Raw genomic sequence first — 14,586 nt, forward strand, 5'->3', positions numbered from 1 at the left:
AGTCGAAGCTATGCCGGGGGCGTGTTCGACGTGACACTTCCGACCTCTACATACGACTTTACGACGGAGGTGAAGTACTACCTCCGCAGTTACCGCGCCTACTTTGATGTGCGCTTTGCTCTCGAGAACTATCCTGCAGAGGGCATGACGTTGTCGCGGTGGAAGGTGTATTGGGCCGGCGTATGTTCGCTGCTCAAGACGTCGATCCACATGATGCGTCATGATGCGCGGAGTTGCCTCCCAGGTCCGCTCAAAGAGACGCTGGTGAGCTCTTGGAATGAGTTGCGCCAGAACAAGTCTCAGTATCCTCTCTTTTGGGACTTCATCGATCGAGAGCGCCACAACATCCTGAAGGAGTACGAGTTTTCCGCGTACGAGACGTATCTGTCCCCGGATGGCAAGCAGACCTATCCCTCTCTGCTCGAGTCGATCGACCTACAGGGCGTTCTCCTAATTCGGGGCGGCACCTACGATGGGCGTGATGCGCTGGAACTCGCAAAGGAGGGCGCCAGTTGGGTTGGGAGCTATCTCGACGACACGATGCGGCGTGCCGGACTAGATCCCGACGAGAGAGTAACATCACGACAGTTTTTGAAGCGCCAAACGGGACAGCCGGACGCTCCTACGGACAGGCCAAGACCGATTGGTGGAAGATTGGCCAACTACCTTGCTGGTCAGAGCGCCACCGACGAATCTGACGAAGATGAAAAACCGACCGGCAACGATCCTGCATAGCTACTGGAACGCCGTCTCGGCAAAGCTCCTGAGCTTACGCGAATGCAGCCGCTCCGGCGGCTGGTCGCGCAGAATCTCCATGGCCCTCAGGCCGATCTGGAAGTGGCGGTTGACCTGGGTGCGGTAGAAGTCCGAGGCCATGCCTGGGAGCTTCAGCTCGCCGTGCAGCGGCTTGTCGGAGACGCAGAGCAGGGTGCCGTAGGGGACGCGGAACCTGAAGCCGTTGGCGGCGATGGTGGCCGATTCCATGTCGAGCGCCACGGCGCGGGACTGCGACAGCTGCCGGGTGATCGAGGCCTGGTCGCGCAGCTCCCAGTTGCGGTTGTCGAAGGTGGCGACGGTGCCGGTGCGCATGATCCGCTTGGTCTCGATGCCTTCGAGATGGGTGATCTCGGCCACTGCCTTTTCGAGTGCCACCTGCACTTCGGCGAGCGCCGGGATCGGCACCGTCACTGGCAGGTCAGCGTCGAGCACATGGTCTTCGCGCAGGTAGGCGTGGGCCAGCACGTAGTCGCCCAGCTCCTGCGAGTTGCGGAGACCCGCGCAGTGGCCGAGCATGATCCAGGCATGCGGCCGCAGCACCGCGATATGGTCGGTGATGGTCTTGGCGTTGGACGGCCCGACGCCGATGTTGACGATGGTGATGCCGCGGTTGCGTGGCATGGTCAGGTGCAGCGCCGGCATCTGCGGGGTACGCGTGGCCCGCAGCCCCGACGTGCCGCCACCGAGGCGCTGGTTCAAGGTCGCGAAGCCGCCGGGTTCGACGAAGCTGTCATATTCCGGGTGACCCTCCTGCATGTAGCGTTCGGCCACGCGGGCGAACTCATCCATGTAGAAGCCGTAGTTCGTGAAGATCACGAAGTTCTGGAAATGCTCGGCTTCGGTGCCGGTGTAGTGGCTGAGCCGCTGCAGCGAATAGTCGACCCGCGGCGCGGTGAAATGTGCCAGCGGATAGGGGCCGCCGGGCGGCGGCACGAACGTGCCGTTGGCGATCTCGTCGTCGGTGTCCTGCAGGTCCGGCACGTCGAACAGGTCGCGCAGCGGGATCGGCAGGGCGTTGATCGCCTCGCCATCGATCCGCTCGGTCGAGGGAATGGCGAAATGCAGCGGAATGCGGGTCGAGGATTCGCCCACCTCGATGGCGCCGCCATGGTTCCTGAGGATCACCTCGAACTGCTCGATCAGGTAGTTCTTGAACAGGTCGGGCGCAGTGATCGTCGTACGATAGATGCCCGGCGTGTGCAGGTACCCATAGGGCAGGGTGCTGTCGGTCTTGCCGTAGCTGCGCGAGGTGACCTGCACTTCCGGATAGAACGCCCGCACCCGGCCCTTGGGGACGCGCCCGCGCGTCAGGCCGAGCAGTTGCTCGCGAATGAAGCCGGTATTGCGGTGGTAGATCTCGGCGACATAAGCCCAGGCGGCGTGCGGATCGGTGAACGCCTTCTGCGGCAGGCCCGGCGGAGTGATGGTGTCCATGTTCTTCTCGTTGGCAAGACGATGCTCGGCACCGCTTTGCAGCCCATCCTTAGGAGTTTCGGGGCGCTTCGGCAATCGGCGCACCTTACGAGCTGTTCATGTTCTTCACCTTCCGGTGAAGGCACTTTTCATGCCGCAAAGCACACCCATCTTAGAGTGGAGTTCATCGGACTACTGCAAACGACCCATGCACCGGTGAACGCAGGAGAAGTTGCCCGCCGCTGCCCCCAAGCCCTCAACAGTGCGGCCGGCGCTTCTCAGGGCCACGAACCAGAGATGGTTCGTGGCCCTCTTATTTTGTGGCGATGACGGCGCGATGTCAGAAGACACGCGGGCGATGTCAGCCGACACGCCGGCGATGTCAGCCGACACGCCGGCGATGTCAGTCGATGCGACGGGCCGTGATCTGCATCGGGCGCTCGCTCGAAACCGACGGCGTATAGGTGCAGCGCAGCGTCTGCAGCACCGGCAGGTCGGGAACGATGATCCGAGCGAGGAAGGCCGGCAGCAGGTTGCCGCCGCGGCAGGTCATGCGATCGGCGCTCCAGGCGACGCCATTGCCGCACGAGGTGCGCTTGAGCTGAATGTTGATGTCGCGGCCACGGGCGTTCCAGGTCAGGCGACCGTCGCACCGTACACCGCCGCCACGCACCGTGTAAGTGCCTCGCTGCTCGAGGCAGAACGTCATGCGATAGGGGCCGTAGAGGCGCTGCTGCACCTGGTAGCAGCCGGTAAACAGGGCGCCGCCGGGCACGTCGGGCACGATCACCCGTGTTTCCATGTCCTGCGCGTAAGTCGGGGTGAAGCTGGCAAGTATGATGATGAGGCCGGCGACCATGCCGGCAAGATACCGAACGACGCTCATGAGGCTTTCTCCAATGCGCTGCCGGAGGTCGGCAGCGTCCGCGGTTGCGAGGCTAACACCTTGAAACGGAGGACAATATGACCGACGCGCTCACATTGCTTCAATGCTTACCGAAAGGTTCGCGCATCTGCGCGTAGTCCTCGCCTGCCAATGCTGGCTAGTTCGGCAAGGCAATGTCCTCGGGCTCGGAACGATCGAATACCCGGATCGGGTTCAGCTCACCGTCATAGGAAGCATCGACGTCATAGCTGACCAATCGGTACTCGCCATCGGACAGCGACCACACGCCGATACTCGAGGCATCACCGATGCCGCGCCAGTAAGCCGTGGCGGCAATGGTTCCCGATTTGTCATCGACGTCGGCATTGGTGACGAGAAAGCTGGCGGTCATTCCGGTGAGCTCGAGCTTGATCAGCTTGCCGTCGCCATCGCCGGCGGCTTCGTCGTAGCTCGGCTTAGTGCTGGGCGATGCGAGGCTCAGCGGCTGCAGCCCGTCGATCTCGTCCCAGCCATAGAACACCGAGCTGAAATTGTAGGCGCCGCCATTGCAGTTGAACTGATAGAGACGAAATTTGTGCGCTGGCGCTCCGGGTTCGTCGTAGCTGCCCTCGTACTCAAGGTCGAACACCCGCGGTTCGGTACCTCCATAACCGCCGTCGATTGCCGCATTGCAGGGCTCGGTAAAGGCGAGGGTGAACAGCCGGCGGACCAGCGCAGTGTCGGGCGGGTTTTCGGTGCCCGTACTGAGTTCGGTGGTCGGCACGAAGTCGTCATAGCTCCCGGTTCCTGCGTCGGCCTGGGCGAAGGCCGTGGACGTCGCGGTCAGGGCGGCGAGTATGGTCATCAGACGGCGCATGTCGGCCTCCATTTGTGCGCCGGACTATGTCAGCGGTCGCGCGGCGAGGCGAGTGGGCGTCACAAAATCGCTTCCGGCCTCAGCGGCTTGTCGCTATGTTTCGCCCGGCACGCGAGGAGGGATTATGCGTCTGCCGATTTCAACCTCTGCAATGCTGCTTGCGCTGCTCGCCACGGGCCCATCCTTGGCGGCCGAGATGATCGATTCGGTGTTTCAGGTCACCTTCCGCTATGCCGGCGAAGACGAGGTCCTGAACGATACGGTCGTGCCGCTGCTGCCGGGAAACGCCTGCTACAACTGGCATGTGCGGCTGGCTGAGGGCGCTGCGCCCAAAACCGCCACCGAAACCCTGAGCCTGCCGATGCCGCTCGAGGACTGGGGCACCCTCGCCACCGATCCCGATGACGGCATCGATATTTCTGCCGACGCCAAAGTGGCGACGCGCACCTTTATGCCCGAACTCGATGGGGAGGGCTGGTTCAGCCACAGCTGGTGCGTTGCGCCGGGCGATCCCGTAGGCACCCACTCGATTGCTATCGCCGTGGATGGCGATAAACTGGTTACCTATGACTTCCAGGTGGTCCTGCCCGAGGACTATTACTGGCCTTCCATCGTCCAGCCCACGCCCCGCGAGCGTAGCGTCGACCACAGCTGGTGATCATCCGCCTACCAACCCCTGAGGACTACTTATGTCGCTTTCCATGTACGCGATCACCGTTCCGGTGTTCACGCGCTACCTGAACAACCTCGACGCCATCCTGGTGAAGGCCGAGGTCAACGCCGCCGAGCGCAAGATCAAGCCGGAGGTGCTGGTGTCGGCGCGGCTGGCGCCCGACATGCACCCGCTGTCATTCCAGGTGCAGTCGACCACCGACCGCATCAAGTTCACGCTGGCGCGGCTGACCGGACGCACCCCGCCGAGCTGGGAAGACAATGAGACGACGCTGGTGGATCTGCGCGCTCGCGTGAAGAAGGCACTCGAGTTCGTTGCGAGCTTCTCTGAGGCCGATCTCGCCGGCAGTGAGGGCAAGACGCTGACGCTGAAGGTGCGCGGCGAGGACACTCAGGTTCCGGCGATCGAGCATGTGACGCTCAATGCCGTGCCGCAGATCTTCTTCCACATCACCTCCGCCTACGCGATCCTGCGCCATAACGGCGTGCCGATCGGCAAGCGCGATTTCACCGGCGGCTGAGGTAGGGAATAGGCAGTCGGCAGTAGCGGTTTCGTTCCGTGCAACTATTCTCGACTGCCGACTGCCGACTGCCGACTGCCGACTGCCGACTGCGGCACTCAGGAGTAGCGCTCTTCCCTCCACGGGTCGGCGTGGTTGTGATAGCCGCGCACCTCCCAGAAGCCGCGGTGGTCACGCTCGGCGAACTCGATGCGCTTGAGCCATTTCGGGCTCTTCCAGAAATAGAGGTGCGGCACCACCAGCCGCACCGGGCCGCCGTGGTCGCGGCTGAGTGGCTCGCTCTCCCAGGTGTGGGCGATCAGCGCGTCCTCGGAGGCGAAATCCTCGATCGCCATGTTGGTGGTGTAGCCGTCGTTCGAGGTGAACAGCACGAAGCGCGCCTCCGGCTTCACTCCAACCGCATCCATCAGCTGGTGCGTGGTGACGCCCTTCCAGTGGTTGTCGTAGCGCGACCAACTGGTGACGCAGTGGATATCGCTGAGCTTGTCGGCCTGCGGCTGCGCCATCAAATCGTCGAATGACCAGGTCTGCGGGCGCTCGACCTGACCGGCGATATCGAGGCGCCAGACCTCCTTGGCGACGTTCGGGGTCTGCCCGAGGTCGAGGATGGGCCAGTTCTTCACCAGGTGCTGCCCCGGCGGCAGGCGGTCATCTTCGGGCCGCGACAGTTGCCCGGTGAGAAATTTGCCGAGTTCGGCCCAGCGCGACTTGGTCTTGGTGAGTTTGCTGTCTTCGGGGAGATCGTCGTCGCTGGACATGCTGGCCTCTCTGTTCTCGCTAAAAGCTTGGCCGACCGGTGCGGCAAGTCAATGGACATTCCTGCGCTTAGCAGCCCCGCACCGCCCTCATGTCCAATTATGGCCGCTCTACCCATTGTGAGGCCCGGCAATGGTCCCCATGTTTTCCGGGATTGTTCAACATTGGAGAGTGAAGATGCTGAACCCCGAAGACCGCCGCGCCATCGAAGGCCTGTTCGATCGGCTTGCCGATGTCGAGCGCAAGAACCCTCAGCGCGACCCCGAGGCACAGGACCTGATCGATCGCGAGATCGTCCGGCAGCCGGGTGCGCCCTACTACATGGCGCAGACCATTCTGGTGCAGCAGCACGCCCTGGAGGTCGCTGAGCAGCGTATTCAGGAGCTTGAACGTGAGGTCGAGGAAAAAGGCCGCGGCGGCATGTTCGGTGGCCTGTTCGACGATGGTCGTGGCCGCCAGAATCGCTACGACGACAACCAGCAGGTGCAGCGCCGCAGCCCCTGGGATCGCCAGGACGATCCGGCCGACACCCGCTATCAGCGCGGCCAGGTGGGGCAGGGCGGTGGGTTCCTCGCCGGTGCAGCGCAGACCGCGCTTGGCGTCGCCGGCGGTGTGCTGCTCGGCAGCGCCATCGGTTCGCTGTTCGGCGCCGGCGGCGCGCATGCTGCCGAGAGTTCGGCCAACGACCAGCCCGCCACCGACGCCGGTAACGACAATGTCAACGACCAGGATCAGGGCGCAGCCCAGGACAGCGGCGATCAGTCCGGCGGGGATTGGGGCGATTTCGGTGGCGGCGACGGCGGCGGCTTCGACATGGGTGGGGATTTCTGACGCAGCCCCATGGGGTTGCCGCATTGGGGAATCGTTGGGCATGATCGCGGCCGATGACAGAACCGCATGTTGAGATCGACCTATCGAAGGTAGACAAGGCCGAGGGAGCGGATCGCCTCTCGGCCATCCTGATGGCAATTGCGACGGCGGAGGACCGGGACCGGATCTCCATCGGCGATCTCCTCGAAGCGCTGAAGCGTCGCGCGCTCGGCGCGCTGATGTTCATCTTCGCCATCATCACTGCTCTGCCGATGCCGCCCGGCGTCTCGGCGGTCGTTGGCGCACCGCTGGTGTTTCTCACCGCCCAACTGATGCTGGGGATGAACGCCTGGTTGCCGCGTATCATCACCGATCGGTCGCTGAGCCGCGTCGATTTCCACCGTGTGATGAAAGCGGCCTCGCCCTGGCTGGCCCGCGCCGAAGGCATCATGAAGCCGCGCTTCGAGTTTCTGGCGAAGCGCCCGGCGGTTTACTTCGCCGGGTTCGTGGCCTTCGTCATGGCGCTGCTGGTGCTGCTGCCGATCCCGGGCGCCAACATGGCCCCGTCGATCGCCATCTGCATCATTGCTCTTGGCCTGCTCGAGCGCGACGGCATCTGGATCGTGCTTGGCGCCCTGGTGGGGATCGTCTCGACGATAGTAGTGGGCGGCATCTACTGGGTGCTGATCAGCTGGACGGTCGGCGTGGTACTCAGCTTCTTCGGGCTGGGCGCACCACCGCCTGTGCCGGCGGTCTAGAGCGTTTCACCTTCGAGATGCAGCAGTGGGCGCCATCCGGCGAGGCACACTGTCTCAGCCTGTCACCGACGTCATTCCCGCGCAGGCGGGAACCTGGTGGGATGCTGCGGCACCCGCTGAGGCCGAGAGATCCCACTGGTCCCCGCCTTCGCGGGGATGACCCCGTGGGCAGGTCCATCACCGAGCGCAACCCAAGGGTGAAATGCTCAAGAGCGCTCACCAATAGGCCAGCGCCGAGAACGGATCGTTGGTGAAGGTTCCGGCTTTGCGCTTCTCGTAGAAATTGTTCCCGCCCGCTTCCAGCACGTAGAACATGTTGTTGTACGAGAAGCGGTAGCCGGCGGTGTGGAAGTGCTTCACGTCGTGCGACAGCGTCGGATGGCGAGCGCCGCGCAGCACCCGGTCGGCGACGCTGTAGGCGAGCGCGGCAGAGCGCTTCTCGGTCATCTTCTTGTTCAGCACGCCGGGGGCGAACTGGTTTTTCTGCCCGACGACGCCGCAGACCGACTGCGGATAGCGCTTGTCGGCGACGCGGTTCATCACCACCGTGCCGACGGCCAGCATGCCGTCTTCGCTCGAGCGGTTGGATTCGAAGTACATGGCGCGCGCCAGGCAATCGCGCGAGGAAAGACCGCCAAGAGAGAAAGTGGCGCAGCCGGCGACGAGGCTCAACAGCATCGGCGCCGCGAACATCAGCTTGAGTGATCCTGCCAACGATGACTCCAGAACGCAAACACAACTAAGGAGCCGGGCTGACGCTGCCCGTGCTTCCTAGAATGCACGTAGTGGAGTTAAGAGTGCGTTGAGGATATCAGCGCCGGCGGCTGCCCGATGCCATCACCAGGCTGACGAGGCAGGCGAGCCCGACCAGCGCCGCCATGGTCGGCGCCGGATCGCGGCGCACCGCCTTGCCGGCCCTCCACGCCTGCTTGCCGAGCACCCGTGCCGCGACGGCGCCCTGATGCATCGCGCCATCCGCGAGATCGTGAGCGAAGTGGCCGACATCGTGCCGGGCGCCGGCGCTGTAGCGACTGAGCGCATCGGACAGGTGGCTCGCATCCCGCGCCAGGCTTGAGAATTGGCGGCCGAAGCGTTCCTGGGCATCGTCGGTGAAGTGGGACAGGTCGAAACCGCGGGAATGGGCCATGGCTGAAGCTCCTCAATGTGTGAGGTGCTAACGCGACAGCGGCTTTCGGAGTTCCGGAAACTGGGCGAGGGCAGGGCTACCAGTCGGTAGCGTCGTCCTGCCCTCTACTTAAGCTCGATAAACTTGAGCGTAATCCGTTAACGAATAGTTAACGTGCGCCGGCCGGAACCACTGCACGCCGGTAGAGGTGCCACGTGGCGTGGCCGAGCACCGGCACCACGATACTGAGCCCGACCAGCAGCGGAATCGTGCCGATGACCAGGAGCGCCGCAACGATGAAGCCCCAGGCCGCGATCTGCAGCGGGTTCTTCAGCGTCACCCGCAGCGAGGTCTGCACGGCGATGGCAGTGCCGAGGTCGCGATCGAGCAGCAGCGGGATCGAAACCACCATGGTCGCGAGCACGAAGGCCGCGAACACGAAGCCGATCAGGTTGCCCCAGATCATCAGCTGCTGGCCCGCCGATGTGGTGAGCACCTCGTTGACGAAAGCCATCAGCGTCGGCGGCGACCCCGGGCCGAAGAAGGTCTCGTAGATGAACTGCGCCGTCATCAGCCAGACGGTGAAGACGATCAGCATCATCACCCCGAGCGCGGCGATCGAGGCGAAGGCCGGGGTACGAAACACTTCGAACGCGGCGCGCCAATGCGTATCGAGACCCTGCTCCTGTCGCCGGCTCATCTCGTAGATCGGCAGCGCCAGGAAGGGGCCGACCAGCGCAAAGCCGGAAATCAACGGGAACAGCAATGGCCAGGAATTGTTGCCGGAGGTCCAGACCGCCAGCATCGCGCCGACTAGCGGATAGATCAGGCCCAGGAAGGCCAGGTGCGAGGGTCGTTGCCAGAAATCGCGCCAGCCTTCGGCCAGGGCGCCCGTGAGGTCGTCGAAGCCGATGCGGCGGATCTCGGGAACATCGAGCCGTTCCGCATTGGTGAGCACGTGAAAGCCGACCATCTCCATCCTCCTCGAAATGGGGAGCCAGGACGGTCGCCGCTTGGCGTGTGCTACGCCCGGCGGTAACCGCCACTGCGTCTCGAACACCATCCTAGCCCGGTTTTTCGATCCTGTCGAAGTAAGCCTTTCGTGTGCTGCGGTGGACGAAACCTCGATTTCAAGGTCCTGAACCGGACAAAAAGCGACCGTCGCCGGTTTGATGCGCGGGCCCCGATGCCCAAATGCATTGCCACCACAGGGAAAAAGGGGACCACGATGACAGGCAAGGAAGGTGCGAGGCTGCACCGGCAGTTCGACAGGATCGGCCGCGCTGTACCCGCTTCAACCGGCTTTCTCGCGTGGATCCGCAAGCCATCCTCGCGGATCGTCCGCATCCCGCTCGGCATCCTGCTGATTCTGGGCGGCGTGTTCAGCTTCCTGCCGCTGCTTGGCGTCTGGATGCTGCCGCTTGGCCTGTTCCTCCTGGCGCTCGACCTGCCGTTCCTGCAGGGCCCGCTCAACCGACTGAGCTTCTGGGTGCAGCGCAAGTGGACCAACTGGCAGCGCAGCCGGAAGAACAAGCAGCGCTAGCTACTCCAGCGCTCCGCTGGCGATCGCTGCTTCCAGCAGGTCGACCGCATGCGCCAGCTTCTCGTCGACCACGTGCAGGTAGCGCGTCCAGTCATCTAGATGGCCCAACTCCTCGTTGCCATCGGAGATACCGCGCAGTGCGATGAGCGGTACCTTGAAGCGCTGGCAGGCCCGCAGCACAGCGTAGGTCTCCATATCCACCATGTCAGCACCGATCCCTTGGTACGCCGCGCCCGACACCACATTGGCGCCGGTCGACAGCGTCGCCTTGGCGATGCCAGGAACGAACGGCCCGAGCGGAATGACCGCCGGTTGGTCGCTGAGCGGCGTCACGCCCCGCTCGAACCCGAGCGGCGAGGCGTCCATGTCGCGATAATCGACCGAAGTCGCCTGGTAGACCCCGGTCTGCTCCAGCTTCGCCGACCCTCCTGAACCCAGTGACACTACCAGCGCCGGAAGTTTGCCTTGGGCGTCGAGCTTGGCGAGCGCGTGCGTGACCACGATCGCCGCTTCCACCGGACCCACACCCGTCATCAGCGGCGTGATGCGCGAGCGCAGGTGCGGGCCGTACTCGTTGTCGAGCGCCATGACATACAGGATGTCGGCCGCGCCGGGCGTGCGGGAAGCAAAGGGCATGAGGACTCGTCCGGATTTTCAGGCTGGAGCCGGAGGCGTAAGCTCGAAAAGCGGCTCATGCAACGGAGGAGAACATGCTTCTGTCCGATCATCGTGCCTACTCGACCATCCCGGCCTCCAACCTCGCCCGGGCTAAGGCCTGGTATCGCGACAAGCTCGGCCTCGAGCCGGCCGAGGAGCTGCCGATCGGCATCGTCTACCGCCTCGCTGACGGCACCGGCTTCCAGCTCTACGAGACCCAGTTCGCCGGCACCGCGCAGAATACCGCCATGGCGTTCAGTTCCAAGGATGTCGCAGCCGACATGCAGATGCTGAGGGCGCGCGGCGTGAAGTTCGAGGAATATGACTTTCCCGGGCTGAAGACTGAGAACGGCATGGCCAAAATGGGCCCGTACCACGGCGCCTGGTTCAAGGATTCCGAGGGCAACATCCTTGCCATCGGCGACGAGCCGAACTGACCGGAGCGTTTTCAGGAAAAGCCTGTCCCCGCAAAGGCGGGGATTGCAGACTTTTCCTCTTCGGACTTGATCCGGGGATCGAAAGCGCGACCAACCGGAGAACTGGAGCTTCAGCCGTTCGACGAACGGGTGAAGTTCGGCGTGGGCTCCGCATTGACAGGACGCGCGGCGGACAACAGTCTGCCGCGCCATGACGATTGCACCTTCGACGCCGGCTGACGTGAAGCCGCGCCTCACTGCCGAAATTGACTCCCGGCGCGACGACCTGATCGCCTTGACGCAGGACCTGATCCGCATCCCCACGATCAATCCGCCGGGCAACAACTACCGTGAGATCTGCGACTACCTCGCAAGTCGCTTGAGCAAACGCGGCTATGCCGTTGAATTGGTTCGTGCCGATGGTAAGCCCGGCGACAGCGACAAGTACCCGCGCTGGAATGTGGTGGCGCGTCGTGAGGGCGCCGGGCCGGGCGACACGGTGCACTTCAACTCGCACCATGACGTGGTGGAGGTCGGCCGCGGCTGGACCTTCGAGCCCTTCGGTGGCGAACTGAAAGATGGCCGAATCTATGGTCGCGGCACCTGCGACATGAAGGGCGGCCTCGCCGCCTCGATCATCGCCGCCGAGGCGTTTGCCGACGTTGTGCCCGACTATCGCGGCGCCATCGAGATTTCCGGCACCGCCGACGAAGAGACCGGCGGCTTCGGCGGCGTCGCCTATCTTGCCGAGCAGGGCTATTTCTCCCCGGAGCGCGTGCAGCACGTCATCATTCCCGAGCCGCTGAACAAGGATCGGATCTGCCTGGGCCACCGTGGTGTCTGGTGGGCCGAGATCGAAACCTTCGGCCGGATCGCCCATGGCTCCATGCCGTTCCTCGGCGACAGCGCCATCCGCCATATGGCCGAGGTGCTGCGGCAGTTCGAGGATGTGCTCTACCCGGCGCTGAGCCTCAAGCGCACCGCCATGCCGGTGGTGCCGCCCGGGGCGCGGCAATCGACCATGAACATCAACTCGATCCACGGCGGACAGGCTGAGCCCGAGGGCGGTTTCACCGGCTTTCCGGCGCCGGTGGTGGCGCATTCGGCCCGCATCGTCATCGATCGTCGCTACCTGATCGAGGAGAGCCCGGCGGCGGTGCGGCAGGAGGTGATCGACCTGCTCGAAAAGCTCAAGGCCGAGCGGCAGGGTTTCAGCTACGAGATCCGCGACCTCTGGACCATTTCGCCGACCATGACCGAGAAGGACGCCCCGGTGGTGCGCTCGGTCGCCAAGGCGATAGGCGAGGTGATGGGGGTCGCGCCGGAATACGTCGTTTCGCCAGGCACTTACGACCAGAAACATATCGACCGGATCGGCCGGCTGAAAAACTGCATCGCCTATGGCCCTGGCATTCTCGATCTGGCGCACCAACCGGACGAGTGGGTCGGCGTCGACGACATGCTGGATTCGGCCAAGGTCATGGCGCTGGCGCTGCTCGATTTGTTGGGACCCAAGTCGTGATCGTGCTGTGCCCACGGAGCCATTCCCGCGAAAGCGGGAACCTCTGTTTGCCGCGCTCTCGGCGCGCCCCAGAACGGAGATTCCCGCTTTCGCGGGAATGACCCGGTGAAAGGATGTACGGTGGTGGCTATGCTATGCGTGACGCGCAAATCGCGCCGTGCAGCCGGTTCACCTGAAGCCGGAAGCATCCTAGGATCGCCTCAAGACCGCGGGGGTAAGCGGTCGGAAACAGAAGGGATAATCATGCGCAGATCACTGGTCGTGCTGGCTCTCGCCGGCGCATTGGCAATGACCACCGCGATGACGCCGGCATTCGCCCAGGCGCGGACCGACGTGAAGGTCGGCCTCGTGCTCGAGCCGCCCAGCCTTGACCCGACTGCCGAGGCCGCGGCCGCCGTCGACGAAGTGCTCTATGCCAACGTCTTTGAGGGCCTGACCCGCATCATCGCCGATGGCAGTGTCGTGCCGGCGCTGGCGAAATCCTGGGACATTTCCGAGGACGGCCTGACTTACACCTTCCACCTGGTCGAGGGCGCCAAGTTTCACGACGGCACCGATTTCAACGCCGATGACGTGAAGTTCTCTCTCGACCGCATCAATGCCGAGGGCTCGCTGAACGCCCAGAAGGCGCTCTACGCCTCGATCGCCTCGGTGGAGGTGGTCGATCCGGCGACCGTCAAGGTCACGCTGAAACAGCCCGACGGCAACCTGATCTACAATCTCGCCTGGGGCGATGCGGTGATCGTGGCGCCGGAAAGCGCCGACGCCAACAAGACCAACCCGATCGGCACCGGCCCGTTCAGCTTCAAGGACCGTGTCGAGGGCGACAGCATCACGCTCGAGAAGAACCAGGCCTATTGGGGCACCCCGGTGAAGCTCGAAGGCGCAACCTTCAAGTTCATCGCCGACCCGACCGCTGCCTTTGCGGCGCTGCAGGCCGGCGACGTCGACACCTTCCCGAACTTCCCGGCGCCCGAGACGGTGGCGCAGTTCCAGAGCGATCCGCGCTTCCGCGTGGTGATCGGCTCGACCGAAGGCGAGACCATCCTGACCATGAACAACGGCAAGGCGCCGCTGGACAACGTCAAGGTGCGCGAAGCCATCGCCCACGCCATCGACCGCCAGGCGATCATCGATGGCGCCATGTTCGGCTACGGCACCCCGATCGGCACCTTCCTGTCGCCGGCCAACCCCGACTATATCGACCTGACCGCCCAGTCGAACTACGACCCGGAAAAGTCGAAGGCGCTGCTGGCCGAGGCCGGCGTCACCGATCTGACGCTGTCGCTGAAGCTGCCGCCGGTGGAGGGCTATGCCCGTCGCGGTGGTGAGATCATCGCCAGCCAGCTGGCGGCGGTCGGCATCAAGACCGAAGTGACCAACCTCGAATGGGCGCAGTGGCTCAGCGAAGTGTTCACTGACAAGAACTACGACCTGACCATCATCTCGCACACCGAGCCCAACGATATCGGGATTTTTGCGCGCGACGGCTACTACTTCCAGTACAACAATGCCGACTTCAACAAGCTCATCGCCGACCTCGCCGTGACATCAGATCCCGCCAAGCGTTCGGAGCTGACCAAGGCCGCCGAAAAGAACCTCGCCGACAACTACGCCGTCGGCTTCCTGTTCGAACTGGCCAAGGTTGGGGTCGAGAACGCCAAGCTCAAGGGCATGTGGGAGAACGCCCCAACGCAGGCGACCGATCTCACCGGCGTGTCGTGGGAAGAGTGAGTGTTTGGGAGGCGGGCAATGCCCGCCTCCCACTCTGATGCGTTTGATCACCAGCCCCTCCCACAGCAGCGATGTCATCCCAGCGGAAGCCGGGACCCAACTCACCGCCTGCTCGGGGGGAGAAATGGGTCCCAGCTTT

Annotated in this window: 17 protein-coding genes; 9 read left to right on the forward strand and 8 right to left on the reverse strand. The window is 63.8% G+C overall.

All coding sequences use genetic code 11. The features are described 5' to 3' along the window. The first annotated feature begins 21 nt into the window (after positions 1 to 21). Positions 22 to 735 carry a hypothetical protein gene (locus ASC89_RS06850; RefSeq protein WP_055996098.1) on the forward strand — a complete coding sequence of 238 codons (714 nt, stop codon included), beginning with the start codon at positions 22 to 24 and terminating at the stop codon, positions 733 to 735. Here ASC89_RS06850 and ASC89_RS06855 read toward each other — a convergent pair whose 3' ends face one another. The 3 genes from ASC89_RS06855 to ASC89_RS06865 form a co-directional block, all read right to left on the reverse strand. Next, positions 736 to 2,211, reverse strand: coding sequence for an AMP nucleosidase (locus tag ASC89_RS06855; RefSeq protein ID WP_055878137.1), 1,476 nt, complete (start codon positions 2,209 to 2,211; stop codon positions 736 to 738). A 382-nt stretch (positions 2,212 to 2,593) separates the two neighbouring features. Continuing rightward, a complete protein-coding gene (locus ASC89_RS06860; RefSeq protein ID WP_055996101.1) occupies positions 2,594 to 3,076 on the reverse strand; it encodes a hypothetical protein in 483 nt (160 codons plus the stop codon). Positions 3,077 to 3,233: 157 nt separating this feature from the next. After that, positions 3,234 to 3,932, reverse strand: a complete 699-nt coding sequence (locus ASC89_RS06865; RefSeq protein WP_156384532.1) for a hypothetical protein — start codon at positions 3,930 to 3,932, stop codon at positions 3,234 to 3,236. A gap of 124 nt (positions 3,933 to 4,056) precedes the next feature. Between ASC89_RS06865 and ASC89_RS06870 the strand changes: the two genes are divergently transcribed. Beyond that, a complete protein-coding gene (locus tag ASC89_RS06870) occupies positions 4,057 to 4,590 on the forward strand; it encodes a hypothetical protein (protein WP_156384533.1) in 534 nt (177 codons plus the stop codon). A gap of 31 nt (positions 4,591 to 4,621) precedes the next feature. Then, positions 4,622 to 5,125 carry a DUF1993 family protein gene (locus tag ASC89_RS06875; protein WP_055878130.1) on the forward strand — a complete coding sequence of 168 codons (504 nt, stop codon included), beginning with the start codon at positions 4,622 to 4,624 and terminating at the stop codon, positions 5,123 to 5,125. A gap of 98 nt (positions 5,126 to 5,223) precedes the next feature. On the opposite strand, the gene ASC89_RS06880 is transcribed toward ASC89_RS06875, so the two are convergent. Further along, the gene (locus ASC89_RS06880) at positions 5,224 to 5,883 is read right to left on the reverse strand and encodes a sulfite oxidase-like oxidoreductase (RefSeq protein WP_055996109.1); all 660 of its coding nucleotides are present in this window, start codon (positions 5,881 to 5,883) and stop codon (positions 5,224 to 5,226) included. A 175-nt stretch (positions 5,884 to 6,058) separates the two neighbouring features. On the opposite strand from ASC89_RS06880, the gene ASC89_RS06885 reads away from it, so the two are divergent. Together ASC89_RS06885 and ASC89_RS06890 are read left to right on the forward strand one after the other, a co-directional pair. Further along, positions 6,059 to 6,712 (forward strand): DUF2076 domain-containing protein, encoded by a 654-nt coding sequence (locus ASC89_RS06885; RefSeq protein WP_055996112.1) that lies wholly within the window; start codon positions 6,059 to 6,061, stop codon positions 6,710 to 6,712. A 53-nt stretch (positions 6,713 to 6,765) separates the two neighbouring features. Continuing rightward, positions 6,766 to 7,449, forward strand: a complete 684-nt coding sequence (locus tag ASC89_RS06890; protein WP_055996114.1) for an exopolysaccharide biosynthesis protein — start codon at positions 6,766 to 6,768, stop codon at positions 7,447 to 7,449. 216 nt (positions 7,450 to 7,665) lie between these two features. Here ASC89_RS06890 and ASC89_RS06895 read toward each other — a convergent pair whose 3' ends face one another. From ASC89_RS06895 to ASC89_RS06905, 3 genes are all read right to left on the reverse strand, one after another. Further along, positions 7,666 to 8,163 carry a cell wall hydrolase gene (locus ASC89_RS06895; protein WP_407065058.1) on the reverse strand — a complete coding sequence of 166 codons (498 nt, stop codon included), beginning with the start codon at positions 8,161 to 8,163 and terminating at the stop codon, positions 7,666 to 7,668. Between the two features lie 97 nt (positions 8,164 to 8,260). Next, positions 8,261 to 8,596, reverse strand: coding sequence for a hypothetical protein (locus ASC89_RS06900; RefSeq protein ID WP_055878123.1), 336 nt, complete (start codon positions 8,594 to 8,596; stop codon positions 8,261 to 8,263). A gap of 148 nt (positions 8,597 to 8,744) precedes the next feature. Continuing rightward, positions 8,745 to 9,548 carry a DUF2189 domain-containing protein gene (locus ASC89_RS06905; protein ID WP_055878122.1) on the reverse strand — a complete coding sequence of 268 codons (804 nt, stop codon included), beginning with the start codon at positions 9,546 to 9,548 and terminating at the stop codon, positions 8,745 to 8,747. 255 nt (positions 9,549 to 9,803) lie between these two features. On the opposite strand from ASC89_RS06905, the gene ASC89_RS06910 reads away from it, so the two are divergent. Then, entirely contained in the window at positions 9,804 to 10,118 is a 315-nt protein-coding gene (locus ASC89_RS06910) for a hypothetical protein (protein WP_055996120.1), read from the forward strand. On the opposite strand, the gene ASC89_RS06915 is transcribed toward ASC89_RS06910, so the two are convergent. After that, a complete protein-coding gene (locus tag ASC89_RS06915; protein ID WP_055996123.1) occupies positions 10,119 to 10,754 on the reverse strand; it encodes a 5'-methylthioadenosine/S-adenosylhomocysteine nucleosidase in 636 nt (211 codons plus the stop codon). A 74-nt stretch (positions 10,755 to 10,828) separates the two neighbouring features. Between ASC89_RS06915 and ASC89_RS06920 the strand changes: the two genes are divergently transcribed. The 3 genes from ASC89_RS06920 (at position 10,829) to ASC89_RS06930 (ending at position 14,447) form a co-directional block, all read left to right on the forward strand. After that, positions 10,829 to 11,212 (forward strand): VOC family protein, encoded by a 384-nt coding sequence (locus tag ASC89_RS06920; protein ID WP_055878116.1) that lies wholly within the window; start codon positions 10,829 to 10,831, stop codon positions 11,210 to 11,212. 190 nt (positions 11,213 to 11,402) lie between these two features. Then, a complete protein-coding gene (locus tag ASC89_RS06925; protein WP_055878114.1) occupies positions 11,403 to 12,713 on the forward strand; it encodes an acetylornithine deacetylase/succinyl-diaminopimelate desuccinylase family protein in 1,311 nt (436 codons plus the stop codon). Positions 12,714 to 12,956: 243 nt separating this feature from the next. Next, complete coding sequence (locus ASC89_RS06930; protein WP_055996125.1) at positions 12,957 to 14,447, forward strand: ABC transporter substrate-binding protein; 1,491 nt, start codon at positions 12,957 to 12,959, stop codon at positions 14,445 to 14,447. The last annotated feature ends 139 nt before the right edge of the window (positions 14,448 to 14,586 follow it).

The sequence above is a fragment of the Devosia sp. Root413D1 genome (assembly GCF_001425235.1).
Classification (GTDB): Bacteria; Pseudomonadota; Alphaproteobacteria; order Rhizobiales; family Devosiaceae; genus Devosia_A.

What these genes read in the sequence shown, in the direction of transcription:
- ASC89_RS06855 (WP_055878137.1), bottom strand. Translation starts at nt 2,211, where the DNA reads ATGGACACCATCACTCCGCCGGGCCTGCCGCAGAAGGCGTTCACCGAT.
- ASC89_RS06860 (WP_055996101.1), bottom strand. Translation starts at nt 3,076, where the DNA reads ATGAGCGTCGTTCGGTATCTTGCCGGCATGGTCGCCGGCCTCATCATC.
- ASC89_RS06865 (WP_156384532.1), bottom strand. Translation starts at nt 3,932, where the DNA reads ATGCGCCGTCTGATGACCATACTCGCCGCCCTGACCGCGACGTCCACG.
- ASC89_RS06870 (WP_156384533.1), top strand. Translation starts at nt 4,057, where the DNA reads ATGCGTCTGCCGATTTCAACCTCTGCAATGCTGCTTGCGCTGCTCGCC.
- ASC89_RS06875 (WP_055878130.1), top strand. Translation starts at nt 4,622, where the DNA reads ATGTCGCTTTCCATGTACGCGATCACCGTTCCGGTGTTCACGCGCTAC.
- ASC89_RS06880 (WP_055996109.1), bottom strand. Translation starts at nt 5,883, where the DNA reads ATGTCCAGCGACGACGATCTCCCCGAAGACAGCAAACTCACCAAGACC.
- ASC89_RS06885 (WP_055996112.1), top strand. Translation starts at nt 6,059, where the DNA reads ATGCTGAACCCCGAAGACCGCCGCGCCATCGAAGGCCTGTTCGATCGG.
- ASC89_RS06890 (WP_055996114.1), top strand. Translation starts at nt 6,766, where the DNA reads ATGACAGAACCGCATGTTGAGATCGACCTATCGAAGGTAGACAAGGCC.
- ASC89_RS06900 (WP_055878123.1), bottom strand. Translation starts at nt 8,596, where the DNA reads ATGGCCCATTCCCGCGGTTTCGACCTGTCCCACTTCACCGACGATGCC.
- ASC89_RS06905 (WP_055878122.1), bottom strand. Translation starts at nt 9,548, where the DNA reads ATGGTCGGCTTTCACGTGCTCACCAATGCGGAACGGCTCGATGTTCCC.
- ASC89_RS06910 (WP_055996120.1), top strand. Translation starts at nt 9,804, where the DNA reads ATGACAGGCAAGGAAGGTGCGAGGCTGCACCGGCAGTTCGACAGGATC.
- ASC89_RS06915 (WP_055996123.1), bottom strand. Translation starts at nt 10,754, where the DNA reads ATGCCCTTTGCTTCCCGCACGCCCGGCGCGGCCGACATCCTGTATGTC.
- ASC89_RS06920 (WP_055878116.1), top strand. Translation starts at nt 10,829, where the DNA reads ATGCTTCTGTCCGATCATCGTGCCTACTCGACCATCCCGGCCTCCAAC.
- ASC89_RS06925 (WP_055878114.1), top strand. Translation starts at nt 11,403, where the DNA reads ATGACGATTGCACCTTCGACGCCGGCTGACGTGAAGCCGCGCCTCACT.
- ASC89_RS06930 (WP_055996125.1), top strand. Translation starts at nt 12,957, where the DNA reads ATGCGCAGATCACTGGTCGTGCTGGCTCTCGCCGGCGCATTGGCAATG.